This window comes from Streptomyces sp. R41 (genome assembly GCF_041053055.1).
In the GTDB taxonomy this organism is placed as follows: Bacteria; Actinomycetota; Actinomycetes; order Streptomycetales; family Streptomycetaceae; genus Streptomyces.
This window is the reverse complement of sequence record NZ_CP163443.1, coordinates 8,563,494-8,588,597: the sequence shown is the minus strand read 5'-3', so window position 1 is coordinate 8,588,597 and position 25,104 is coordinate 8,563,494. Positions and strand designations below refer to the sequence as shown.

Genomic DNA, 25,104 nt, shown 5'->3' with positions numbered 1-25,104 from the left:
TCCTCACACCAGTTGGTAGCCGCGGAGGTTGGTCAGCAGCAGGTAGCAGTCCTGCAGTGACCCGGAGGTGTCACCGAGGGAGCGGTAGATGCCCCACTTGGGCCGCACCCGGTCGGCGAGGAAGGTGTCGACGCCCGTCCTCGACTTGTCGACGACCGTGGTCGAGCCGTTCTTGAGGATCCAACGGACCGAGCCCGCCGAGCCGTTACCGACCTTGATCTGGAAGTCGACGTCGATCCACTTGTCGTGCAGCGGCTCCAGGTCCGTACGGCCGACGAGGATGTCGTCGATCGCGAGCTTCAGTTCGATGGTCTGCACGCCGTTCACACGCCGCAGTGACTGCACGACGATCGGCGAGGTGCCGTTGCCGGGCTGCTTCATCTGCATGATGTGGGTGAAGGTGGTCGTCGCCTTCAGCGAGCTCGGGATGTACATCGAGTACGTGACCCGCCAGGTCTGGCCCTCGGTCCACTTCAGATAATTGCTGCCGCTGCCGTTGCGCAGTCCGGTGACCTCCTGGCGCTGCCGGTCGGTCGACGTGTCCCGGTCGACTCTGTGCATGTTGAAGCGCCAGTTGTCGCCGGTCGCGTAGATGTGTGGCTGTCCGGCGGGGTGCGAGTCGGCGCGATCGTCCTCGACGGTCTCGAAAGCGCCGAGTCCGTTGCCGCTCGCCGAGGGGGCCCACTTCTGCTGCCAGGAGGCAGCGTGCGCCGCTGTAGCGCTCGAGAGGCCGACCGCGCCGCCGAGAGCGGCGCCGAGCAACCCTCTTCTGGACGTGCTCATGACACTAATCACCTCGCAACTGTTCGTTCATGATCAGAAAGGCACCGAGGCCGTGGAAGTCGTTCGTGGCCCGGGTGCGGGCGGCGTAGTACGCGTAGTCGCCGACGTTCGTGCCGATCGAGATGTCGGTGAGGTTGGTGCGGCCGTCGGAGCCCGTCGAGATCTTGGCGAGAACGCCTTCGTAACCGCGCTGGGCGACTGAGGCGTAGTGCGCGTCGAGGTAGCCCTGTTGGACGCCGCGCGAGAGGGCGTAGGTGAACATGCTGGAGCAGGACGTCTCGGTCCAGTTGTCGATTCTGCCGCCCTTGTCGATCACCTGGAACCAGCGCCCGGTGGCCGGGTCCTGGTACTTCTCCAGGCCGACCGCCAACTTCCGCAGGATGCCGACCAGTTGAGCCCGACGGGGATGGCTTACGGGGATCGCGTCCAGCACGTTGACGATCGCCATCGAGTACCAGCCGACCGCCCGGCACCAGTGCTCGGGCGCGAGCCCCGTCTGCGGATCGGCCCAGCTCGCGGTCTTCGACTCGTCGTACGCGTGCTTCAACAGGCCGCTCGCGACCTGGAGATGGCTGCCGTAGACGTACAGCTGCTTGGCCGCCTCGTCGTTCGCGTACGTCGTGTCCCCAAACTCCTTGCCGTATTCGACGAGGAACGGATTCACCATGTAGACGCCGTCCGCCCAGAGTTGATGCGCACGGCTGCTGGTGTCGGCGTGCCAGAAGCCGCCGTCGGCGGTGCGCGGATAGGTGGTGAGCCGGTCGCGGATCTTCTTCGCCGCCTTGCGGTAGCGGTCCTGACCCGTCTCGTGGTGCAGGATGGTCAGCAGTCGGCCGGCCTGCATGCTGTCGAGGCTGTTGAAGCTCTGGCTGATCGTCCCGTCGCTCTTCACGAAGCGGTCGGCATAGCTCTTGATGTACGTGAGATAGCGGGCGTCGTGCGTGCGCCGATAGGTGAGATACTGGCCGTAGAGGTAGAGACCGACCGGGTACGACCAGCCGCCGATCGTGCTCGGCGTGTAGCGGGCCATGGTCGAGTCGACGAGGGCGACCGACCAGTCTGGCGTGGCGACCGGGGACCGGCCGGGGGCGGCGATCCGGGATCCGGCGGGCGCGGCGATCCGGGATCCGTCGGGCGCGGCGATCTGCTGAGGGTCGGCGGCGGCAGTCTGGGGCGCGGTCGCGGACACCGTCATCAGGCCGGCGGTGGCGAGCGCGCCCGCGAGCAGCGCCGCTCGCAGTCGTCGTCTCATGATCCTCCCTCTCGGTAGGCGTAGGCAGAGGTCGTACGCGGGCTGTCGTCGACGAGCGTGCGTACGAGGTGGTGGTCGGGGGCGTGACGGCAGGCCGGGTCCGTGCGCGTGGCGTCGCCTGTGAGCGCGTACGCCTGGCAGCGGCAGCCGCCGTAGTCGGTGGTGCGCAGGGCGCAGGTGCGGCAGGGGTCCCGCATCCAGCCCTCGCCGCGGTGGGCGTTGAAGGCCTTCGACTCGCGCCAGATCCAGTCGAGTCGGTGGTCCAGCACGTTCGGCGGGTCGAGGTCGGGGAGGGTCGCCGCAGCCGGGCACGGGAGTACGGTGCCGTCCGGGGCGACGGTGAGGGAGACGGCCCCCCAGCCGCCCATGCACGGTTTCGCGGTGCCGTCGAGGTAGTCGGGTGCGACCCAGATCAACTCCAGAGCACCGGCGAGCTGTTCACGGCGTCGGGTCACGGTGATACGGGCCCGGTCGACCTGGACGCGGGTCGGCAGCAGGGCCGCGCGGTTGCGTAACGCCCAGCCGTAGAACTGGGTGTTGGCGAGCTCGATCCGCTCGGCACCCCAGTCGAGGCCGAGGGTGATCAGATCGTCGAGGGCGTCGATGTTGGCGCGGTGGAGCACGACGTTCAGACCGAGCGGGAGTCCGGCGGCGCGCACCAGGCGCGCTGCGCGTTCCTTGGCGGCGAACGAGCGGGCGCCCGCGATGAGTTCGGAAGCAATCGGGTCGGCGTGCTGCACGGAGAGCTGGACGCAGCGCAGTCCGGCGTCGCGCAGTTCGGCGAGCCGCCGCTCGTGCAGGCCCACGCCGCTGGTGACGAGCTGGGTGTAGAGCCCCGCGGTGTCGGCGGCCTCGACGATCCGGGTGAGGTCGCGCCTGAGGAGCGGTTCGCCGCCGGAGAGGTGGGTCTGCACGACGCCCAGGTCAGCGGCCTGGCGCAGCACGTCGTCCCATTGTTCGGTGTTCAGCTCTCTTGACCGACTGATCAGTTCGACGGGGTTGGAGCAATACGCGCAGCGCAACGGACAGCCGTGGGTGAGTTCGGCGAGCAGGGCCCAGGGGGGAGCCACGGTCACTGGAGCCAGCCCTCCTTCCGCAACGCCGAGAGGAATAACGGGACTTCGTCGGCGACCGGCGCGCCGGGGAACCGTTCGCCCAGCTCGGCGACGATCTCGGGAACCGCGCGACTGCCGTCGCAGAGCCGGACGACGCTGCCCGCGGTGCCGCGCAGGACGACGACTCGCTCGGGGAGGAGCAGCAAGTCGGTGTCTCTGACGTGATCGTGACGGAGCATCACGGATCGCGAGAGGGCGGGGCGCCAGGTCATGACCCGCTCACCGGGTCGCGCAGCACGCCGGCGTGGTCCACTCCGCCGCCCCGGTCCACCCGGACGCCCCGCTCCTCCCCGCCGCCTTGGTCCACCGCGTCCAACAAGGCCCACAGCACCTCGCACTTGAACACCAGCGCGGCCACCGCCCGTTCCTGCTGTTCCCTGGTGCGGGCCCAGGCCTGGACGAGTGCGAGGGCCTCCTCGCTGTCCCGTCCGCCCTGGCCGATGCGGGCCCGGAAGTAGGCGAGCCCGTCGGCGTCGATCCAGGGATAGTGCCGCTCGAAGGCGGCGATCCTCTTGCGCATCAGGCCGGGCGCCGACAACTCGGTGAGCGAGGCGGCGACCGCGTCAAGTGCCGGTCGCCGGCGGCAGAAGGTGACATAACCCTCGACCGCGAACCGTACGCCGGGCAGCACCCGGGACGCGTCCCACAGTGTCAGGCGGTCAAGGCCGGCCGCTTCGCCGAGCCGCAGCCAGCGTTCGATGCCGCCCTCGCCGTCGGGGGTTCCGTCGTGGTCCTGGATCCTGCGCAGCCAGGCGCGGCGGAGCGCGGGCTCGCCGAACTTGGCGACGATCAGGGCGTCCTTGACGGGGATGTGGCGCTGATAGTGGAAGCGGTTGGCGATCCAGCGGCGCAGCTCGTCGGGCGTCAACTCGCCTTGATGCATACGGGTGTTGAAGGGGTGCCGGTCGTGGTAGCGCTCCTCGGCGACGGCGCGCAGCCGCTCGGTGAACTCGGGGGTTCGCCAAGGGGCCGCGGCACCGTCGTCGCGCACGGTTGTCGCGGTCATGGTTCGACCACCGGTGGTCTAGCGCTCGCCGAGGGCGTACGCGGTGACCTCCAGGGCGGTCTCGACGACGAGATACCCGGGGGTCTCCCAGACCCTTTCCTCCGATGTTTCCCGAATGGTCGGTTGTGTACGGGAGGCCTCGAGAGCCGACTGTTCGTTCATGTGTGCGTACCCGCTTTCCTGATGGGTGGGGGGTGTGGAGCCCAGACAGGTGTGGTGGGGCCCAGACAGACGCTGGCGTTCACATGCGTGCACTGAGTTCATGAGAGCGTTCAGTGACGTGATACAGAGTTGCGGGGTGACGGGATCCGGTCAATGGTCCGGACCGAGAAGGTCGGATCCATTTCCGGCCAACCTCCGCTCGGGGCAGGGGCCGACGCCCGGCCCCCACCATGAATCCACGAGGAATCCACCGGTCAGGAATGCATTACGGCCCGTGATCGTTGACCATGGGAGTACCACCCGACGACTGAAGGATCGAGAGCTCGTGAGCAAGGTCCCCCCGATCATCCTGAACAACGGCGTCGCGATGCCGCAGCTGGGCTTCGGCGTCTGGCAGGTGCCGGACGACGAGGCGGAGCGGGCGGTCGCCACCGCACTGGAGGCCGGGTACCGCAGCATCGACACCGCTGCGATCTACGGCAACGAAGTGGGCACCGGAAAGGCCGTCGCCGCCTCCGGCATCGCCCGCAAGGATCTCTTCGTCACCACCAAGCTCTGGAACGGCGACCAGGGGTACGACTCGACGCTGCGCGCCTTCGACGCGTCCCTGGAGAAGCTCGGCCTGGAGTACGTCGACCTGTATCTGATCCACTGGCCGCTGCCGTCCCGGGGCAAGTACATCGACACGTACAAGGCCTTCGAGAAGCTCTACGCCGACGGCCGCGCCAAGGCCATCGGCGTCTCCAACTTCCTTCCGGAGCACCTGGAGAAGCTGATCGGCGCGACGTCCGTCATCCCGGCCGTCAACCAGATCGAACTGCACCCGCACCTCCAGCAGCACGCGGCGCGTGACTACCACGCGGAGCAGGGCATCGCGACCGAGGCCTGGTCGCCGCTCGGCTCGGGCAAGGGCCTCCTGGAGGTCCCGGCGATCGTCGCCATCGCCCAGAAGCACGGCCGCACGCCGGCTCAGGTCGTGCTGCGCTGGCACCTCCAGTTGGGGAACGTCGTGATCCCCAAGTCCGTGACCCCGTCCCGGATCAAGGAGAACATCAGCGTCTTCGACTTCTCGCTGGACGCCGAGGACATCGCGGCGATCACCGCGCTGAACGAGGACCGCCGTCTGGGTCCGGACCCGGCGACCTTCGACATGGGCTGAGGCCCGCGGCCGCAGACGGTCCGCCGCACTGCCGCGGGGTCTCCCACGGCAGTGCGGACGCGTGCGGGAGCCGGCCTCGCGTCGGGGCAGACGCGTACGTGCGCCGACCCGTCGTCGGTCGGCGCACATACGGGACACGCTCCGTCAGACGACCCGCCGTCGGCCTCTCCCCGCACGGAACACGACCCTTCCGGCCTGGCCCGTAAGGGACACGACCCGTCGTCGCCCGGCCCCCGCGCGGTAGGCGTCAGCCGCGGTAGGCGTCAGCCGCGGTAGGCGTCAGCCGCCCCGCACGTCCGTGAAGACGATCTCGAACTCCTCCAGTCCGGTCACGGTCACATGCGCCTTGGCCGCGCCCTCGTGCCGGGCCGCCGACTGGGCGCCGCGGGACGCGGCCAGGGACTCACGGTCGGTGAACAGGGCGCCGACCAGGCCGCGCCCACGCTCCCGGTCGATGAGCAGTGACGTCCTGGCCAGCCCCGGGAGGCTCTCCAGCCTGGGGACCACCGTCGTCCGGAAGGTGTCGGCAAGCAGATCCGCGTCCGCGGGGTCGAACTCCAGCCTGCTGACCCGCAGTCCGCCTCCCGCCTGCGGCTGCCGGACCGGATGGAAGACCACCGCCTCGTAGTTGTCGACCGCCAGCGTCGCCGCGAACGGCTCCAGGAGCGCCGCACGCCGATCACGCAGCACCTCGTCGCTGTTCCGTCTGGCCTCCTCGGACTCCCACCAGCTCACCACGAGGAGTTTGCCGAGCTCCCGGTCCACGAAGATGCCGGATCCGCGATACCCCGGGCGATCCTCGAGCAGGTCCCGCCCCTGGGTGTTCAACGACTTGATCGCCGTGTCGATCTTCGCGGGATCGCCGGTCACGTACACAGTCCGGACGAACATGACGCCTCGCCTCCCAGAAGCCGGGCCATTACCCGGAATGTTCGATATAACCAGTCTTCTCCCGCAAGGGACTGGTCGCAATCGGCTCAGAAACCCGGAGTTCACGACAGGGGCTTGACGAGGTCATGCAAAGGGGGCCACTTTGTACGGCACCCGGTAAGGAAAGTTTCCTAACAGAAGGGTCCCCCACAGTGCGCACTCGAACACTGACCCTCGCCGCGGCTTCCGGCGCCGCGCTCCTCGCCACCGCCTTACTCCCGGCCAACGCCTCCGGCACCGTCAACCCCCGTTCCGCACAGGAGGGTTCGGTCAGCGCGGCCGACCTGCTCGCCAAGGTGACGTCCTGTTCGCAGATCTCGAACGGCAAGTACAAGACCGACGACGAGACGTCGGCCACCATCCCGGTCTGCGGCAAGAACGGCGCCGTGTTCTGGAAGGCCGACATGGACATCGACTGCGACGGCCAGGTCACCAGCAAGTGCAACGGCGACACCGACCCCTGGTTCCAGGACGACACCGCCTTCCACCAGTCCGACGGCAAGCCGCTGCGCGCCGACTCGCTGCCGTATGTGGTGGTACCGAGCACCAGCAGCATCTGGAAGTACACGAGCTCCGGCATCAAGGGCGGCGGCGTGGTCGCGGTCATCTACAACAACAAGGTCGAGTACGCGGTGGTCGGTGACACCGGACCCACGAAGATCATCGGCGAGGCCTCGTACGCCACCGCGAAGGCGCTCGGCATCGACCCCGACCCGGAGACCGGCGGGACCGACTCCGGCGTGACTTACATCCTGTTCAAGAACTCTCAGGTGTCGCCGATCGAGAGTCACAGCGCGGCTGTGTCGCTGGGCGACTCGTTGGCGAAGCAGTTCATCCAGAACAACTGAGCAGTCGGCTGAGGGGTGTTGGGGAACTGCGTGCCGTCCGTGGCTGATCGCGCAGTTCCCCGCGCCCCTTACGGGGCACCCGTCAGACGGGCTGGCCGATCGGGCGTACGACCACGGTGTTCACGTCGACACCTTCCGGCTGGCCGATCGCCCAGACGATCGACTCGGCGAGCTGATCGGCCGTGAGCAGGTGGCCCGGCGGCAGGCTGCCGTAACTGTCCCAGAACGGGGTCTCCACGCGGCCGGGGGAGATCAGGGTCACGCCGACACCGAACTCGGTGACCTGACGGCGGGTGTTCTCGGCGAGGCCGGTCACGGCCCACTTCGTCGCCCCGTAGATGTTGCCGGGAGTGTGGATGTGACCCGCGACGCTGCCGACCAGCACGATCCGGCCGCGTGTCTCCTTCAGGGCGTCGATGGAGGCCCTGATCAGCAGCGCGGGACCCAGGACATTGGTCAGCACCATCTCGGACCAGCCCGCCGGGTCGCCGTCCGCGACCGTGTCGTGCGTGGCGAAGCCGGCGTTGGCGACGACGGCGTCGAGACGGCCGAACTCCTTGAGCGTCGCGTCGACGGCCGCCTGCACCTGGTCGTACTCGGCCGCGTTCCCGACGACCGTCAACAGCCCCTCGGGGCGCCCGAGTTCCTCGGCGAAGGCGTGCAGCCGCTTCTCACCCCGTCCGGTGACCGTGACCCGGTGCCCCGCGTCGAGAAGTCGCCGCGCGACCGCGGCGCCGATACCGCTACCGCCACCCGTGATGAGCGCGACAGGCGAGTCGGTCATGGTTACCCCCATACGTTTCCGGTCAACTCCGGGAGTCCATCACTTGGAGCACTCTCGAAGTCAAGACCAGAAAAGTCGACGTCAGGGCGGGAAGTCTCAACACGTGCGCCGATAGGGAACGTCGGGCAGATACCTGCTCCACTCGGCACGGGTCGCCCCGCCGCCCGCCCGTGCGCACACCTCGGCCGCTGCCCGGCCCGGAGCCAACTGCATCGAGCGGAGAGGCATATGAGCGGTGGCGACATGCAACTCCCGCCCGCCCTGGGTGAATCCGACCGCCAGGACGGGCCCGTCACCGGCCGGCAGGGTCGCCCCCTGCAGCCGTGGTGACGCCGTCTCCCACACCCGGACCGAACCGTCGGCCCGGCTCGCGGCCAGCAGCGAGCCGTCGGCCGAGAAAGCCAGGGCGGGTCGCTCGACGGTGGAGTCGGCGCCTGCCAGGACGGCGATCCGGTGCCGCCCGGCCCCGTCCCACAGGGTGAGGCGCCCCTGGATGTCAGCGACGGCCGAGAAGCGTCCGTCCGGGCTGAAGGCCGCGGCGGGCAGGAGATCCTCGCCCTCGAATCCCTGCCTGCGCCGGCCCGTCGCGACGTCGATCAGGACTCCTTCGAGGGTCACGACCGTACGCCCGGCCGGGTCGATCGCGGCGGGGCCTTCGGTCCGCTTTCCGATGACGTGGGAGCCGGGGTGCGGGCCCTGACGCGTGACGCGGATCCCGTAGCGGGTGTTGACGGCGGTGTGCACCGTGCCGTCGGCGGCCACGGCCCTCACCGCGGGCCGCACCGCGGGTTCGACCGGCTCCCCGGCGACGTCGAAGGCGGCGGCGGTCTGCGCCTTCTTCCGCCACGCCGGACCGATGAGCCCGTGCAGCGAGAGGGTGCGTACAACTCCTGCCTGGGAGCCTTCGCGATAGCGCAGCACACCCTCGCGCGGGTCGAGCCGGATGTCGGTGACGGCGGGGGTGTCGACGGGGAACGTGACGAGCGGCCGGCGTGGCCCGCCGTCCGCCGGGTCCGGGCTGTCCGAACGCCACAGTGCCAGGCCGGTCGAACTCCAGGTGAGGACGTAGGCGCCCGTGGGGTCGAACTCCACTGAGTTGACGCCCTCGCCGGGCATCGGCAGCAGGGGACGTGCGCGGTCGGCGTGGAAGTCCCAGGTGACGACGCCATCAGCGGTTCCCGCGGCCAGAGCGCGGTCGTCTGGGGTGAACGTCGGCTCGTCCGACCGGCACAGGAGCCGCTGCGTCCGCGCGGGTGGCTCGGTCGCGACCCGGCGCCGATCGACGACGTCCCAGATGCGCAGCTGCTCCCCGTCGTGGGTGCACCAGGCGAGGAAGCGGTCGTTGGGGCTCAGTACCGGCAGCGGTCCGTCCGGATCGCCCTGCGCGTATCGAAAGAGGACCCGCTGACGTCGTACGTCCCAGACCTCGAGCGTGGCGCGCCTGCCGTCCGAGGCGCGGTCGAGGCGGCGTACGACGAAGGTACGACCACTCGGCCCGAACGCCCCGTCGCTGTCGGTCCAACTTCCGAACGGGATGCGGTGGTTCTCCCTGCTCGTCAGGTTCCTGACCGTCGCGCCACCCCGGTTGCGGTACGCGATCCAGTGGGCGTCGGAGCTGACGTCGACGATCCCCTCCGAGAGGCCGGGCACGGCGACAGCGCGCAGTTGCCGGTGTCGGCGTACGTCCCACTGGACGGCGCGGTCCCGCACGACGGTCGTGAGGATCCGGCCGTCCGTGCTGAGCCAGTACGGCGCGTTGAGCGCACGGACCTGTGCGGGCTGGGTGAAGGCGTCCTGTTCGCTCTGGGCCGCGGCCCGCCGCATCGCCTCGCGGGTCTCGGGCAGGTCGGCCGTCCGCCAGGCCGCCAGGGCGAGGCGCATCGATGTGCGCGGGTCGGTCGCCCGGAGCGTGTCCGCGAACGCGGCGACCCGGCGGGCCTCCGCCTCGTCCCGCTGCCGGGCACTGACCCCGCTCTGCCGCCAGGCGGCCACGCCCGCGACCACCGCCAGGCAGAGCAGCACGGCGAGCCCGGCGGTCAGGCCCCGCAGCCGGCGTGTCGTACGGGCGGCGGCCCGACGGCTGCGCTCGTACGCCGCGAGGCTCGCCGCCAGGAAGTCGCGCTCCAGTGGGCTCAACTCGGCCTGCCGGGACCCGAATTCCTCCTGCGCGGCCGTCAGTCGTACGCCTCTGTAGAGGGCGCCCCCGTCCCGGTTCAGCTCGCGCCAGGTGTGTGCCGCCTCGGTGAGCCGACGGTGCAGCCGCAGCCGTTCGCGGTCCTCGTCCACCCAGCCGCGCAGCCGGGGCCAGGCGCCGATCAGGGCCTCGTGGGCGAGGTCGACGGTGTCGCCGCCGACGGTCAACAGCCGGGCGCGGACGAGCCGTTCGAGGACCTCTGGGGTCGTCCCGTCGTAGCCGAGTTCGGCACGGTCGACGGGGCGCCGGGTGTCCTCGGCACCGTCGCCCGGGTTCACCAGCCGCAGCAGCAACGCCCGTACCGCCGCGGCTTCGGCAGGTGTGCAGCGGGCGTACAGCTCTTCCGCCGTGTGGGCGACGGCGCCCTCGACACCGCCGACGGACTCGTACGCGGCGAGGGTGAGCGTCCGGCCGTTGCGGCGCCGCCAGATCTCGCGCAGCGCGTGGGCCATCAGCGGCAGACCGCCGGGTTCATCGGCCACGTCCGCCACGATCCGTGCGGTCAGGGCACGTTCGACGACGAGCCGCCGCGCCGCGGCCGGCCGGACGACCGCCTCGCGCAGCCGCTGGGCGGTCATCGGCCCGACCAGCAGGGTCGAGTCGCGCAGAGCCTCGGCCAGTCGGCCGTGTTCGGCACACCGCCCGTAGAAGTCGGCCCGGACACCGATGATCACCCGCAGCCGGCTGTCCGGGTCCAACGCCGTGAGCAACCGCTCGATGAACAGGGCCCGTTCGGCGGAGTCGGTGCAGAGCGCGAAGACCTCCTCGAACTGGTCGATGACGAGCAGGGTGTCGCCGGGCGCGTCGTGCGGGGTGAACAGGTCGGCGTGGGTACGGGGGTGCGCTCCGGGTGTGAGGATGCGGATGGCGGCGGGCGGCGCGGGGCTGGGGCTCGGCGGATCGGTGGCGGGCGCTCCGGGGGCGGCGGCGGACGGGGGGCGCGCCGCGCCGGACAGGTCGCGCTGTGCGGCGGCGAGTGCGGCTGATGCCGTGACCGACGGGGGCCGCGGCACATCAGGCACGTCGCGCGGTGCGGCAACGGGTGCGGCTGATGCCGTGACCGACGGGGGCCGCGGCACATCAGGCACGTCGCGCGGTGCGGCAACGGGTGGGGCTGATGCCGTGACCGACGGGGGCCGCGGCACGTCGGGCAGGTCGCGGGGTGCGGCAACGGGTGCCGTGACCGGCGGGTTGAGCGCCACGCCGGGCAGGTCGCCCCCCGGCACGGCGGCGGGTGCCCCGGCCCATGGCTTGCGCGCCGCGCCGGGCAGGTCGCGTGTCGGTGCGGTGGCGGGTGCGACGCGCAGGGGCGGCGACGGATCGCGTGTGCTGTCGGGCATGTCGGTCGTCCGCGCCGTGGGCGGCGTATCGCGGTCCCGCAACGCACCCGGGGCGTGCCTCTCCCGCACGGCGGCTGAAATATCCCCCCGGGTGCTCGGCGCCGCTCGCCCCTCCGCGGTCCTCTCCCGCAGTGCGGGAATCAGACCGGCCCTCAAGAGGGACGACTTTCCGCTGCCGGAAGCGCCGACGACCGCCGATATCCTTCTGCGGGCGCAGAGTTCGAGGAGTTCGGCGATCAGGTCGTCGCGGCCGTGGAACCGGTCCCGGTCGGCGGGCTCGAAGCGGGCGAGCCCGGGGTAGGGGCTGTCGGCGTCGTCCGGCGCACGCGTGCCGGCCTCCGCCCCGAGGGTCTCGCGCCAGAGCCGCTCCCACTCGGCGGTGTCGCCTCCGCACGCGGTGACGTACGCCAGGAGCACGGGCAGCGTGGGCGGCCGTTCGCCCGCCGCGGCGGCGGACAGGGTGGGCCCCGAGTAGCCGGTGCGTTGCGCCATCGCGCGATAGGTCGGGGTGCCCGCGCCGTCGCGGAGCTTGCGCAGCTCGTACGCGAAACGCGGCACCGCGCCCTCGGCCGGGTCCACCGGCTTCTCACGGCGTCCCACTCGTGACTCCCCCCTGCTCGCGTCGGCCCGATCCGCCGAAACCCGCTCCCACCTGGATTGATAGGTGCGGCGCAACGGGGCTGCCCATCAATCGACCGGCGTCTGGACTCGGTGGTGTACGTCCTCGGGGCCCCGTCAGCGGGGACCGCGAGGTTTCGCCACGCACCGGAGCCGACCATCGCCACCACACAGACTTCCAGACCACCGTTCGCCCCCGCACGGTTGCCACCGCGCGTCCCAGGCACCCCGGTGCCGGTGTTCGCCCCCGCCCTTGTCTCGCTCGTGCTCGGGCTGTGGGGCGTGCGGCGCGACGGCAGCATGTGGCGGGACGAGGCGGTGACGTACGACATGGCCCGGCGCAGCCTGCCCGACCTGTGGTCGACGCTCGCCGGTGCCGACGCCGTGCACGGCCTGTACTACCTCTTCATGCACGCCCTGTTCGAGGTCTGCGGCGGGCTTGATCCCCTCCTGGTGCTCCGGCTCCCGTCTGTCCTCGCCACGGCCGCGGCGACCGGGACGGTGGCCCTGCTCGGGCGCCGGCTGGCCGGGCCCCGCGCCGGTCTCCTGGCGGGGACCGTCTTCGCGGTGCTGCCGCAGGTGCAGCGCTACGGGCAGGAGGGCCGGTCGTACGCGCTCGTGTGCGCTCTGGTCGTGTGGGCGACGTATTTGCTGGTGCGGGCCGTGGGGAGCCGAGGCAGCGCCCGGGCCTGGGCCGCGTACGGCGCGGTGCTGTTGGCGGCCTGTCTGCTGCACGAGTTCGCCGTACTGGCGTTGGCCGCGCACGCGCCGGCCGTGCCGCGCGGCGCCCGCCGGGGATGGGCCCGGGCGGCGGTGACGGTCCTCGTCGCGATGGCACCGCTCGGCACGCTGAGCCTGCGTCAGTCGGACCAGGTGTCCTGGATCGGGGGTCCTGGTACCGGCGCCTACCTCGGCTTCGCGGGACTGGCCGTATTGGGGGCGGCCTGCGCACGCGTACTCGGGCTCGGCGCCGCACACGGATTCCGGCAGCCGGCACCCGCGAACGGCACCGCACCCGACACCCACCCGTCAGCACTCACGCACACCACCGCACCCGACACCCACCCGTCGGCACCCGCGCGCGACACCCCGCTGCCCCCACTCGGCCCCCGGCGCCCCCTCCTCGGGACCAGCACCGCATCCCACCCCCGACTCCCCGCCCTGGCGCTCGGCCTTCTCCTCCTCCCCTCCCTCCTGCTCCTGCTGGTCTCGCTGGTCAAACCCCTGTACGTGGACCGTTACGTGCTCTACGGCCAGGCCGGCACCGCTCTCCTGGTCGGCGCCGCGTTGGACCGGCTCATACGGACCGCCGGACGGACCCGCACCCTGGCGCTGGCCGGCGCGGGCGCCGCCGTCCTCGCGCTGCTTCCCGTCACGCTGCAGCTGCGCACGCCCGAGAGCCGGACCGACGACGTCACCGCCGTGGCCCGGGCCGTCGCGGAGGCCGGTGACCGGGGCGACGGGGTGCTCTACATGCCGGCGCGGCGCCGCGTGTGGTCACTGCCCGACCCGGGATCGGTGCGCGGGCTGCGCGATCTGGCCCTGGAGCGCGGTCCGGTCGCCTCCCACACCTTGTACGGCACGGAGGTTCCGGCGACCGTCATCCGCGCGCGGATGCTCGCCACGCCCCGGGTGGTCGCCTTGCGCGATCCCGCGGGGCAGCCTCTCGACCGGACACCGCAGGAGATCGTCAAACGGCGGGTCCTGGCGGAGTACTTCGAGGAGTGTGGCACGCGGCAGGTGCGGGGTGCGCGGGTCACCGTGTACGCGCACCCGGGCGAGTGCTGACCGGCAGCGGGCGGCTACTCCGGGCAGCGGCCTACTCCGGCTTCACGCCGAGGTACACCGTCTGCGCCGTCAGCAGGAAGACGTCCGGACGATGGTGCACGCTCGCCTTGTCGTCCGGGTCGAGGAGCCGGTCGAGGGTGGCGAGGTCGTCCGCGTCGAGGCCCTCGGCCAGGCCGTCCCGGCGGTGGGTGAGGGAGGTGACGACGAAGGCGCGGGCCTCGTCCCACAGCGGGGCCGGGAGGTCGAGGAGGAAGGTGCGGGTCGCGGTGTGGCGCAGGCCCACGGCGGTCAGCAGGGCGGGCCAGTCCTCCGTCTCGGCCACCGCTCCGGGCAACTCGGCCCGCATCCGTGTGAACCACTCGTCGTGTACCGCGTCGATCCGGGACTGCAGACCGGGGCGGCCGATGCCGATGTCGCGCGGCAGGAAGCGCGTGGGCAGGCCGCCCTCCAGGAGGGCGAGGGTGCCGCCGGGCGCGAGGCCGCGCACGAATCCGGCGAGCGCGGCTCGCTGGTCGCCGACGTGGTGCAGCGACCTGCTGGCCCACAGCAGGTCCGCCGGGTACTCCAAGTCACCGAGCCCGTCGGCGAGTTCGGCCTCCACGGTGCTGAAGCGGTCGGCGACGCCGAGCCGGTCCGCACGGGCGCGGGCCCGTTCCAGGAGAGGTTCCGCGCCGTCCACGGCGACGACCCTCGCTTGCGGGAAGGTGTCCGCGAGGAGACAGGAGATCACGCCGGGGCCGCTGCCCGCGTCCACGATCATCTCGGGATCCGGCCGCCGCTCCCGGATCCAGGCCGCCGCCTCGGAGTACAGCGGGGTGAACAGTTCGGCCTCCTGCTCCAGCAGGGGCAGCCACTCGGTGAAGTCGATCTGTGTGTGGTCGTGGTGGTGGTGTGCCATGGTTCCGAGCCTCTCGTCCGGGATGCCGACAGCCTGCTCCGCCACTCCCGGAAACGGCCAGTCGTGTTGCGCAAACAGCAAAAAAGGGGGCGAGCACAAAGCCCGCAGAAAAACCGGATGCGCCCGCGCGGACCGGTCCCCGAGCATGGCCCCATGGACGACGAGATGGTGGAGCGTTTCCTCGAGGACGGCTTCGTGAAGATCGAGGGCGCCTTCCCCCCGCGCGTCGCCGAGGACTGCGCACGGCTGCTGTGGGAAGAGACGGGCTACGACCCGCACGATCCGGCGACCTGGGCCGAGCCGGTGCACTGGGTCTCCGGCATGGCCCAGGGCCCGTTCGCCGCGGCGGCCAACTCCCCCGCCCTGCACGAGGCGTTCGACCTGCTGCTCGGCGAGGGTCGCTGGGAGCCGCGCTACTCACTGGGCAGCTTTCCGCTGCGCTTCCCGCACGAGGAGGAGCCGGACGACGCCGGCTGGCACATCGAGGGGAGCTATCTGCCCGAGGGCGAGAGCTGGTACTTCACAAACCTCAGGTCCAAGGGCCGCGCCCTGCTGATGCTCTTTCTCTTCAGCGAGGTGGGCCCTCAGGACGCCCCCACCCGGATCCGCGTCGGCTCGCACCTGGACGTGCCGCCGCTCCTGGAGCCGTACGGCGAAGAGGGGGTCTCCGGCCTGGACATCGCCCCCAAGCTGGTCGAGGCCTCGGCGCACCGCCCGCTCGCGTACGCCACCGGCCGCCCCGGCGACGTATACCTGTGTCACCCCTTCCTGGTGCACGCGGCGCAGCCGCACCACGGCACCCGACCCCGCTTCATGGCGCAGCCGCCGCTGTACCCGGCGGTGCCGTACGAGCTGGAGCGGGCCGACGCCGACTACTCGGCGGTGGAATTCGCGATCCGCCGGGGGCTGGCCCGGCAGGCCTGACCCCGGCGGATCGCCTCAGGCCGCTACAGCGGCGGGTACGCGTTCGTCATGAGCTGCTGGAACTGGGCGGAGAACCAGTGCCCGGACAGCGGAGCGTTCGGCAGCGCGCCCGACAGGTTGTTGCCGTTGCGGGCGTTGCCCGTGTACGTCGGGTCGCACATCCGGTCGAAGCCCTTGCCCTCGTCGTTCGGGATCGCCGAGCTGGAGCCGTCGGACTCGCCCGGGGGCTTCATCCACACATAGGCGTCGATGCCGGCAGCCGGGGCCGCCTGCGGACGCTCGCCGAGACCGGCGCCGGACTGGTTGCACCAGTTGCCGACGTGGATGCGGCGGTCGTAGCGGCCGCCGTCGATGTAGGTGTCGACGCTGGTCGTCGCGCCGGGACCGGTGGGCCGCGCCGTACCGCCCCAGCCGTTCCTGGACGTGTCGACCAGCATGCCGATGCCGGAGTTGAAGCCGACCGATACGAGCTGGTTGCGGAAGGCCTGGGCGTAGGACAGCTCGTCGACGTAGCGGTTCCAGTCGACCCACTTGGACTGGCGCACGGAGGTGCCGTTCACCGCGTCGTTGATGGTGAAGTTGTTCTCCTTGAGGGCGCTGTAGTTCGCCGTGTTGGTGATGAACCCGTGGACGTCGTCGACCGTCGCGCCCTCGCTCGTCGCGGCCTGCTTGAACAGGGTGGCCGAGGGAGCGAAGTTGTCGTCCCAGCCAAGCCAGCCGTGGTGTCCGGCGTCGATGTAGTTGTAGACGTTGGGGATCGCGCCGAGCTTGGCCAGGGCGTAGCCGACGCCCTTCACGTAGTTGCCATTGGCGAGCATCGTGTCGCACGCGGGCGTGGCGGTGGCGCGGCTGCCGGTGTTGGTGACGAGGTTCGGCAGCGAGTCGATCTCGATGGTCGTGACGATGCGGAGCGAGGCGTACTTGCTGTCCGCGAGGATCGCCGCGATCGGGTCGATGAACTGTGTCTTGTACTTGTCGATCTCCGTCGGGCCGAGCTCACCGTTGGAGGCGAGGGCCGCGCAGTCCCGTCCGGGAAGGTCGTAGACGACGAGCTGGACGACCTCTTCGCCGCTGCCCTTCTGTGCGAGCGCCGCGTCGAGGTGGGCGCGCAGGCCCATGCCGCCGTTCACGCCGTTGATCGCGGCGATCCGGTCGAGCCAGACACCGGTGGGCTGGTTGGAGATCCGGCTGCCTCCGGTCTCGGCCGCGGCCTTCGCGGACCACTCGGGGTTCACGTACACCTTGGCACCGGCGTAGGGGTTGTCGACCTTGCCCGACGGGTCCGGATCCGGGTCCGGGTCGGTGCCGCCGTCATCGACGTTGCACGTCACCCCGTCGAGCGTGAACGTGGTCGGCAACGCGTTGGTCCCGCTGTACGAGGCGTTGAACCCGAAGCTGACCGAGCCGCCGGTCGCCAGCGAGCCGTTGTAGGTCTCGTTGGCGGCGGTGACTCCCGTCCCGCTCTGGGTGATCTTGGCGTTCCAGCCGCTGGTCACCTTCTGGTTTCCGGCGTACGACCACTTCACCGCCCAACTGCTCTTGGCGGCCGCGTTGTTGGTTACCGTGACGGCGGCGGTGAAGCCGGTGTCCCACTGGTTCTGCACCTTGTAGTCGACGGTGCAGGGGACGGTGGCCGTGCCGACATCCGCGGGGACGACCGCGACGGCGGTGCCCGTGCCACCGGCGATCATCAAGAGCGTTGCGAGTAACGCTGTTCTGGTACGGCTCATGAGTGCGGGTTTCCCATCGGTTGAGGACAATCTGTTGAGGACCGGCCGTCGAGGACCGACCGTTGAGGACCAGCCCTTGAGGACTAGTCGTTGAGGGCGCGCAGATGGTCGCGCAGCCCGATGCCGTACGACGTGGGAGTGCCGTCGTAGTTGGAGATCAGGGAAGGGCCGGAGGAGCAGTCCCAGGTGTTCCAGGTCCAGCCGAGGTAGGAGAGCCCCCGGTCGTCGAACCACTTCATGGCGGTGTCGACGAAGGAGTGGGAGCAGGTGTTCTCGCCGATCTCTCCCGCCACGAGCGGGACTTGGGCGGCCACCGGGGCGAGCGTCGAGTTCCAGCAGCTCTCACTGGCACAGGTGTTGAAGTTGTAGACGTGGTACGCGGCGACGAGATTGCCCGTCGGATCACTGGGCTTGTACGTCAGCCACTGGCTCAGGTCGTTGGAGTACGCGAGCCCGCCCGCCAGGATCAGGTTCTTGGCGCCGGTGCCGCGTACCGCGTCGACCAGGTCCTGCATTCCCGCGACCTCGTAGGAGATGCCGGGGCAGGTTCCGCCGTCCCGCCAGCAGGTCCACGCCTGGGTGGTGGTGGACGTCGCGCGGTCCGGGTAGGGCTCGTTGAACAGGTCGAACGCGACGGCCGGGTCGTCCTTGAAGGTGCTCGCGACCGAGGCCCAGAAGGACGGGGTGTACTGGGCGTCCGGCATCGGCTTCTGGCAGCTCGCGTGCACGTCGGAGCAGCCCGAGGAGTTGCCGGTGTACTGGCCGTACGACCAGTGCAGCTCGACGAGCGGTGTCATGCCGTGCGCAACGACCTTGGCCACCAAGTCCTTGACGGCGGTTATGTAGTTGGCGCCCGCGTACTGGGCGTCGATGTTCGACAGACCCAGCCAGCACTCCTCGTTCAGCGGAATGCGGACGGTGTTGGCCTTCCAGTCGGCGATGGCCTTCACGGACGCGTCGTCGACGGGGCCGTCGAAGATGCCGCGGCCCTGGACGCACATGAACTCGCCGCCGGAGCGGTTGACGCCGAGCAGCCGGCGGGTCTTGCCGCCGGCGTCCACGAGCTTGTTACCGGAGACGTGCAGCGCCGGTGCCGTGCCGTCCGACGGAGGCTCGGTGGGCGTGGGCGTCGGCGTCGGCTCGGAATCCACGTTGCACGTGGTCCCGTTGAGCTTGAACGCCGTCGGTACGGCGTTGCTCCCCGACCACGAGGCGAGGAACCCGGCGCTGACACTGCTCCCCGAACCCAACGAGCCGTTCCAGCTCTCGTTGGACGCGGTGACCGTCGTCCCGGACTGGGACCACTTGGCGTTCCAGCCCTGGTTGATCTTCTGGCCGTGTCCGAAGTCGAAGGTGAGGCTCCAACTGCTCACCGCTGACATGTTGTTGGTGACGTTCACGGCGCCCTGGAATCCGGTGTCCCACTGGCTGGTGACGGAGTACTCCACCGTGCACGCGGGTGTGGCTCCTGAAGCCGTGACGACCGGCGCGATCGCGGTTCCCACGAGGGCGACCGCGGCACCGACCACTAAAAGACTCAAACGCGGGGGGTGTCGCATGAGCGACTCCTTGCAGCTCGGGCGCGTCGTGACGGACGCGTCGACTGATGGAATCGCTCCCACTGGTGCGGATGAAGCTAGCGCCAAGTGTCAGTAAAGGACAGAGGTGTTGCACTGTTGATCAATCGAATCATTTCGACTCTTCAAGCACCTTGACCCCTCACACCCTCCTCTCCACTATGGGAGCGCTCCCACTGGTTCAAGGCTTGTTGCTCCTCCCCCCATTCTCCGAGCCGCAAGGAGGAACCAGCACATGCACCCCAGAAGGAGACGCCGCACCGCGCGGCGGTTGTGGACCGCTGCCGTGGCGGCCCTCGCGCTTCCCCTGGCGACACTGGCGACCGGTACAACTCCCGCACAGGCGGCCACGGTTCAGTGCAGTGTCGACTACAAGACCAATGACTGGGGCTCCGGCTTCACCGCGGATCTGACGATCACCAACCGCGGTACGGACGCCATCGACGGCTGGACGCTGACCTACGGCTACACGGGCAACCAGACCCTCACCAACGGCTGGAACGGAACCTGGTCCCAGTCCGGCAAGACGGTCACCGCGAAGAACGCCTCCTGGAACGGGACGATCGCCGCCGGGGCCGCAGTATCCACCGGGGCGCAGTTCACCTACAGCGGCACCAACACCGCCCCCGCCTCCTTCGCGATCAACGGCACGACCTGCACGGGCGCACACCAGCCGCCGGTCACCGTGCTGACCAGCCCCACCGCGGGCGCCGTCTACACCCAGGGCGACGCGATCCCGCTGGCCGCCACCGCCGCGGCGGCCGACAGCGCGACCATCAGCAAGGTCGAGTTCTATGACGACACGACGCTGCTGGGCACGGACACCAGCTCTCCCTACACGCTCTCGGCCTCTGGGTTGACCGTGGGCAGTCATTCGCTGATCGCCAAGGCCTACGACAGTCTCGGCGCGTCGGCGGATTCCACTCCGGTCGGCATCACGGTCGCCTCGGGTCCCGCCGTTGTGGCCTCGCCGACCCAACTCGGCATTCAGCAGGGCAAGTCGGGCACCTTCGACGTGAAGCTGTCGACGCAGCCGAGCGCGAACGTGACCGTGTCCACCGCGCGTACGGACGGCAACACCGGCCTGTCCGTCTCCGGCGGCTCCTCGCTCACCTTCACGCCGTCCAACTGGAACACGGCGCAGACCGTGACCATCACCGCCGACGCCTCCGGCACAGGATCGGCGACCTTCACGGCCTCCGCGACCGGCCACACCAAGGCCACGGTCACCGTGACGGAACTGGCCGCCTCGAAGGCGTACGACGCCCGTTTCCTGGACCTCTACGGCAAGATCACCAACCCGGCGAACGGCTACTTCTCCCCCGAGGGCATCCCCTACCACTCGGTGGAGACGCTGATCGTCGAGGCGCCGGACCAGGGGCACGAGACGACGTCGGAGGCGTACAGCTATCTGATCTGGCTGCAGGCCATGTACGGGAAGGTCACCGGCGACTGGTCCAAGTTCAACGCCGCGTGGGCGACCATGGAGACGTACATGATCCCCACGCACGCCGACCAGCCGACGAACTCCTTCTACAACGCCTCGAAGCCGGCGACCTACGCGCCCGAACTGGACACCCCGAACGAGTACCCGGCGAAGCTCGACACCGGCGTCTCGGTCGGCTCGGACCCGATCGCGGGTGAGCTGAAGAGCGCGTACGGCACGGACGACGTCTACGGCATGCACTGGCTGCAGGACGTCGACAACGTCTACGGCTACGGCGACGAGCCCGGCAAGTGCGAGGCCGGACCGACCGCGACCGGCCCTTCGTACATCAACACCTTCCAGCGCGGAGTGCAGGAGTCGGTATGGGAGACGGTGCCGCAGCCGACCTGTGACGCCTTCAAGTACGGCGGCACCAACGGGTACCTGGACCTCTTCACGGGCGACTCCTCGTACGCCAAGCAGTGGAAGTACACCGACGCTCCCGACGCCGACGCGCGGGCGGTGCAGGCCGCGTACTGGGCCGATGTCTGGGCCAAGGCGCAGGGCAGGGGCAGCGATGTGTCGGCGACCGTCGGCAAGGCGGCGAAGATGGGCGACTATCTGCGCTACGCCATGTACGACAAGTACTTCAAGAAGATCGGCAACTGCGTCGGTCCTTCGACCTGTTCGGCGGGCACCGGCAAGGATGCCTCGCACTATTTGCTGTCCTGGTACTACGCCTGGGGTGGCGCCAACGACACCTCCGCGGGCTGGGCCTGGCGCATCGGCTCCAGCCACGTCCACGGCGGCTACCAGAACCCCCTGGCCGCGTACGCGCTCAGCTCGAACGCCGATCTGAAGCCCAAGTCGTCGACAGGGGCGGCGGATTGGGGCACGTCGCTGACCCGGCAGCTGGAGTTCTACCGCTGGCTCCAGTCGAACGAGGGCGCCATCGCGGGCGGTGCGACCAATAGCTGGGCGGGCCGTTACGCGACGCCGCCCACCGGGACGCCGACCTTCTACGGCATGTACTACGACCAGCAGCCGGTCTACCACGACCCGCCCTCCAACCAGTGGTTCGGCTTCCAGGCGTGGTCCATGGAGCGGGTCGCCGAGTACTACCAGCAGACGGGGAACGCGAGCGCGAAGGCGGTCCTCGACAAGTGGGTCTCCTGGGCGCTGTCCAAGACCACGATCAACCCGGACGGCACCTACCAGATCCCGTCAACCCTTCAGTGGTCGGGTGCGCCCGACACCTGGAACGCATCGAGTCCCGGCGCCAACAGCGGACTTCACGTCACGGTCGCTGACTACACGAACGACGTGGGCGTGGCGGCCGCGTACGCCAAGACGCTGTCGTACTACGCCGCCAAGTCCGGCAACACCCAGGCAAAGACCACGGCGAAGGCGCTGCTCGACGGCATGTGGAGCAACTACCAGGACGGCCTGGGCATCGCCGTCCCGGAGACCCGCGCCGACTACAACCGCTTCGACGACAGCGTGTACGTGCCGAGCGGCTGGAGCGGCAAGATGCCGAACGGCGACACGATCAACTCCTCCTCGACCTTCGCCTCGCTCCGGTCCTTCTACAAGAACGACCCGGCCTGGTCGAAGATCGAGAGCTATCTGGCGGGCGGGGCCGCGCCCTCCTTCACGTACCACCGGTTCTGGGCCCAGGCGGACATAGCCCTCGCCATGGGCTCGTACGCGGAGCTCCTCGAATAGTCCCCGCTAAAGCTCCGCGTACCAGGCCCTGTCGCCTTCGTGCGGCAGGGCTCGGGCCGGGCGGTCCTCACCCGCACAGGGGGCCGCCCGGCCGTCGCGCCCTTCTCTTCATGAGAGGACCCCCACCGTGCGAAGAACCCGCATCCTCACGGCCGTGCTCGCGCTCGCGGCCGGCTTACTGGCCGGCACCCCGCCCGCCGTGGCCGCGAGCACCCCCAATGCGACAAGCCTCGCCGCCGACACGTACACCTGGAAGAACGCCCGGGTCGACGGCGGCGGCTTCGTCCCCGGCATCGTCTTCAACCGCTCCGAGAAGAACCTCGCCTACGCCCGCACGGACATCGGCGGCGCGTACCGCTGGGTGGAGTCGAGCAAGACCTGGACCCCACTGCTCGACTCGGTCGGCTGGAGCGAGTGGGGCCACACCGGGGTCGTCAGCCTCGCCTCGGACTCCGTCGACCCGAACAAGGTGTACGCGGCGGTCGGCACGTACACCAACAGCTGGGACCCGACGAATGGCGCCGTGCTCCGCTCCGCCGACCGGGGCGCGAGCTGGCAGAAGGCGGACCTGCCCTTCAAGCTGGGCGGCAACATGCCCGGACGTGGCATGGGCGAGCGCCTGGCCGTGGACCCCCACAAGAACAGCGTGCTCTATCTGGGCACGCCCAGCGGCAAGGGCTTGTGGCGGTCGACGGACTCGGGGGCGAGCTGGTCCCAGGTCACGAACTTCCCCAACGTCGGCGACTACGTGCAGGATTCGACCGACACCAGCGGCTACGCCTCCGACAACCAAGGCATCGTCTGGGTCACCTTCGACGAGTCGACGGGTACGTCGGGCAGCGCGACGCAGACCGTCTACGTCGGCGTCGCCGACAAGGACAACGCGGTCTACCGCTCGACGGACGGCGGCACGACCTGGTCCCGGCTCTCCGGGCAGCCCACCGGCTACCTCGCCCACAAGGGCGTCCTCGACGCCACCAATGGCTACCTCTATCTCGCCTACAGCGACAAGGGCGGCCCGTACGACGGTGGCAAGGGGCAGCTGTGGCGGTACGCGACCAGGACCGGGACCTGGACGAACATCAGCCCGGTCGCGGAGGCCGACACGTACTACGGCTTCAGCGGGCTGACGGTCGACCGGCAACACCCGGGCACGGTGATGGCGACGGCGTACAGCTCCTGGTGGCCCGACACCCAGATCTTCAGGTCCACGGACAGCGGCGGCACCTGGACGAAGGCCTGGGACTACACCTCGTACCCCAACCGCTCGAACCGCTACACCATGGACGTGTCGTCCGTCCCCTGGCTGACCTTCGGCGCGAACCCCTCACCCCCCGAACAGACCCCCAAACTCGGCTGGATGACGGAGGGGTTGGAAATCGACCCGTTCGACTCCGCTCGGATGATGTACGGAACGGGCGCGACGATCTACGGCACCGAGAACCTCACCAACTGGGACAGCGGAAGCCAGTTCACCATCAAGCCGATGGTCCAGGGCCTGGAGGAGACGGCCGTCAACGACCTCGCCTCTCCCCCGTCGGGGGCTTCTCTGCTCAGTGCCCTCGGTGACATCGGCGGCTTCCGGCACACGGACCTCACCAAGGTGCCGTCGATGATGTACACCTCGCCGAACCTCACCACCACGACGAGCCTCGACTACGCCGAGACCAACCCGAACACGGTCGTCCGGGTCGGCAACCTCGACTCGGGCCCGCACATCGGCTTCTCGACGGACAACGGCGCCAACTGGTTCGCGGGCACCGACCCTTCGGGCGTCACGGGAGGCGGCACGGCCGCGGCCGCGTCCGACGGCAGCCGCTTCGTGTGGAGCCCGGCGGGCACCGGCGTGCAGTACGTGACCGGGTTCGGCACGTCGTGGGCGGCGTCCAGCGGGATCCCCTCCGGCGCGGTCGTCGAGTCGGACCGGGTGGACCCGAAGACCTTCTACGGCTTCAAGTCAGGCAAGTTCTACGTCAGTTCGGACGGCGGCGCGACCTTCACGGCGTCGCTCGCCACCGGCCTCCCGAGCGGTGACAGCGTGCGCTTCAAGGCGTTGCCCGGTACGAAGGGCGACGTGTGGCTCGCGGGCGGCGCGAGCGACGGCGCGTACGGGCTGTGGCACTCGACGGACGGCGGCGCGAGCTTCACCAAGCTGTCGAACGTGGAGCAGGCCGACACCATCGGCTTCGGCAAGGCGGCCACGGGAGTCTCGTACCAGACGCTCTACACCAGCGCGAAGATCGGCGGCGTACGCGGGATCTTCCGCTCGACCGACAAGGGCGCGAACTGGACCCGCATCAACGACGACGCCCACCAGTGGGGTTGGACGGGCGCGGCGATCACCGGCGACCCTCGGGTCTACGGGCGGGTGTACATCTCGACGAACGGGCGGGGGATCATCTACGGCGACACCTCGGACACGAGCGGGGGCGGCGGAGGCGGCACGGATCCCACACCGACGGGCGCCTGCACGGTGACGTACAAGATCACGAACCAGTGGTCGGGCGGCTTCCAGGCGGACGTGGCACTCGCCAACACCGGCTCCGGCGCCTGGAGCGGCTGGTCACTCGGCTGGACTTTCCCGGACGGCCAGAAGATCACACAGCTCTGGAACGCCGACTACACACAGACCGACGCGGCGGTGACGGCGAAGAACCTGAACTGGAACGCCAATGTGGCACCGGGTTCGTCGGTGAGCTTCGGGTTCACGGGGAGCTGGTCGGGCTCCAACACGAAGCCGACGTCATTCAAGCTGGGCGACCAGAGTTGCACGGTCGCCTGACGATCGAGGGCGCGTGCCACACCGGGCACGCGCCCTCTCCAAGGAGCGGCAAGCACTACGGAG

Annotated in this window: 18 protein-coding genes; 6 read left to right on the top strand and 12 right to left on the bottom strand. The window is 69.9% G+C overall.

Going from position 1 to position 25,104, the window contains the following annotated elements:
• Positions 1-3 precede the first annotated feature (3 nt).
• The 6 genes from AB5J53_RS39030 to AB5J53_RS39005 are packed head-to-tail and all read right to left on the bottom strand — an operon-like array spanning position 4 to position 4,318.
• The gene (locus tag AB5J53_RS39030) at positions 4-783 is read right to left on the bottom strand and encodes a heparin lyase I family protein (RefSeq protein ID WP_369250324.1); all 780 of its coding nucleotides are present in this window, start codon (positions 781-783) and stop codon (positions 4-6) included.
• 4 nt (positions 784-787) lie between these two features.
• Positions 788-2,038, bottom strand: coding sequence for a glycoside hydrolase family 105 protein (locus AB5J53_RS39025; protein ID WP_369252729.1), 1,251 nt, complete (start codon positions 2,036-2,038; stop codon positions 788-790).
• Entirely contained in the window at positions 2,032-3,111 is a 1,080-nt protein-coding gene (gene pqqE, locus AB5J53_RS39020; RefSeq protein WP_369250323.1) for a pyrroloquinoline quinone biosynthesis protein PqqE, read from the bottom strand. Before pqqE ends, AB5J53_RS39025 begins: the two co-directional genes overlap by 7 nt.
• Positions 3,108-3,362 (bottom strand): pyrroloquinoline quinone biosynthesis peptide chaperone PqqD, encoded by a 255-nt coding sequence (gene pqqD, locus AB5J53_RS39015; protein ID WP_369250322.1) that lies wholly within the window; start codon positions 3,360-3,362, stop codon positions 3,108-3,110. Before pqqD ends, pqqE begins: the two co-directional genes overlap by 4 nt.
• Complete coding sequence (gene pqqC / locus AB5J53_RS39010; protein ID WP_369250321.1) at positions 3,359-4,156, bottom strand: pyrroloquinoline-quinone synthase PqqC; 798 nt, start codon at positions 4,154-4,156, stop codon at positions 3,359-3,361. The genes pqqD and pqqC overlap by 4 nt, the downstream gene beginning before the upstream one ends.
• 18 nt (positions 4,157-4,174) lie before the next feature.
• A complete protein-coding gene (locus AB5J53_RS39005) occupies positions 4,175-4,318 on the bottom strand; it encodes a pyrroloquinoline quinone precursor peptide PqqA (RefSeq protein WP_369250320.1) in 144 nt (47 codons plus the stop codon).
• Positions 4,319-4,685: 367 nt separating this feature from the next.
• Between AB5J53_RS39005 and AB5J53_RS39000 the strand changes: the two genes are divergently transcribed.
• Positions 4,686-5,477, top strand: coding sequence for an aldo/keto reductase (locus AB5J53_RS39000; protein ID WP_369252727.1), 792 nt, complete (start codon positions 4,686-4,688; stop codon positions 5,475-5,477).
• A gap of 279 nt (positions 5,478-5,756) precedes the next feature.
• On the opposite strand, the gene AB5J53_RS38995 is transcribed toward AB5J53_RS39000, so the two are convergent.
• On the bottom strand, positions 5,757-6,368 hold the full coding sequence (locus AB5J53_RS38995; protein WP_369250319.1) for an antibiotic biosynthesis monooxygenase: 612 nt from the start codon (positions 6,366-6,368) through the stop codon (positions 5,757-5,759).
• Between the two features lie 191 nt (positions 6,369-6,559).
• Between AB5J53_RS38995 and AB5J53_RS38990 the strand changes: the two genes are divergently transcribed.
• A complete protein-coding gene (locus AB5J53_RS38990; RefSeq protein ID WP_369250318.1) occupies positions 6,560-7,255 on the top strand; it encodes a glycoside hydrolase family 75 protein in 696 nt (231 codons plus the stop codon).
• 82 nt (positions 7,256-7,337) lie between these two features.
• Here AB5J53_RS38990 and AB5J53_RS38985 read toward each other — a convergent pair whose 3' ends face one another.
• Both AB5J53_RS38985 and AB5J53_RS38980 read right to left on the bottom strand, forming a co-directional pair.
• A complete protein-coding gene (locus AB5J53_RS38985; RefSeq protein WP_369250317.1) occupies positions 7,338-8,039 on the bottom strand; it encodes an SDR family oxidoreductase in 702 nt (233 codons plus the stop codon).
• Positions 8,040-8,135: 96 nt separating this feature from the next.
• A complete protein-coding gene (locus AB5J53_RS38980) occupies positions 8,136-12,173 on the bottom strand; it encodes a hypothetical protein (RefSeq protein ID WP_369250316.1) in 4,038 nt (1,345 codons plus the stop codon).
• Between the two features lie 255 nt (positions 12,174-12,428).
• Here AB5J53_RS38980 and AB5J53_RS38975 point away from each other — a divergent pair, with 255 nt between their 5' ends.
• Positions 12,429-13,979, top strand: coding sequence for a glycosyltransferase family 39 protein (locus AB5J53_RS38975; protein ID WP_369250315.1), 1,551 nt, complete (start codon positions 12,429-12,431; stop codon positions 13,977-13,979).
• A gap of 31 nt (positions 13,980-14,010) precedes the next feature.
• Here the strand turns inward: AB5J53_RS38975 and AB5J53_RS38970 are convergent, their stop codons facing one another.
• Positions 14,011-14,877, bottom strand: a complete 867-nt coding sequence (locus AB5J53_RS38970) for a trans-aconitate 2-methyltransferase (RefSeq protein WP_369250314.1) — start codon at positions 14,875-14,877, stop codon at positions 14,011-14,013.
• Positions 14,878-15,030: 153 nt separating this feature from the next.
• Between AB5J53_RS38970 and AB5J53_RS38965 the strand changes: the two genes are divergently transcribed.
• Positions 15,031-15,801 carry a phytanoyl-CoA dioxygenase family protein gene (locus AB5J53_RS38965; RefSeq protein ID WP_369250313.1) on the top strand — a complete coding sequence of 257 codons (771 nt, stop codon included), beginning with the start codon at positions 15,031-15,033 and terminating at the stop codon, positions 15,799-15,801.
• A gap of 23 nt (positions 15,802-15,824) precedes the next feature.
• On the opposite strand, the gene AB5J53_RS38960 is transcribed toward AB5J53_RS38965, so the two are convergent.
• Both AB5J53_RS38960 and AB5J53_RS38955 read right to left on the bottom strand, forming a co-directional pair.
• The gene (locus AB5J53_RS38960) at positions 15,825-17,531 is read right to left on the bottom strand and encodes a glycoside hydrolase family 6 protein (protein WP_369250312.1); all 1,707 of its coding nucleotides are present in this window, start codon (positions 17,529-17,531) and stop codon (positions 15,825-15,827) included.
• 83 nt (positions 17,532-17,614) lie between these two features.
• Positions 17,615-19,090 carry a cellulase family glycosylhydrolase gene (locus tag AB5J53_RS38955; protein ID WP_369250311.1) on the bottom strand — a complete coding sequence of 492 codons (1,476 nt, stop codon included), beginning with the start codon at positions 19,088-19,090 and terminating at the stop codon, positions 17,615-17,617.
• Between the two features lie 253 nt (positions 19,091-19,343).
• Here AB5J53_RS38955 and AB5J53_RS38950 point away from each other — a divergent pair, with 253 nt between their 5' ends.
• Positions 19,344-22,259 carry a glycoside hydrolase family 48 protein gene (locus AB5J53_RS38950; protein ID WP_369250310.1) on the top strand — a complete coding sequence of 972 codons (2,916 nt, stop codon included), beginning with the start codon at positions 19,344-19,346 and terminating at the stop codon, positions 22,257-22,259.
• A gap of 127 nt (positions 22,260-22,386) precedes the next feature.
• A complete protein-coding gene (locus AB5J53_RS38945) occupies positions 22,387-25,041 on the top strand; it encodes a cellulose binding domain-containing protein (RefSeq protein WP_369250309.1) in 2,655 nt (884 codons plus the stop codon).
• Positions 25,042-25,104 lie beyond the last annotated feature (63 nt).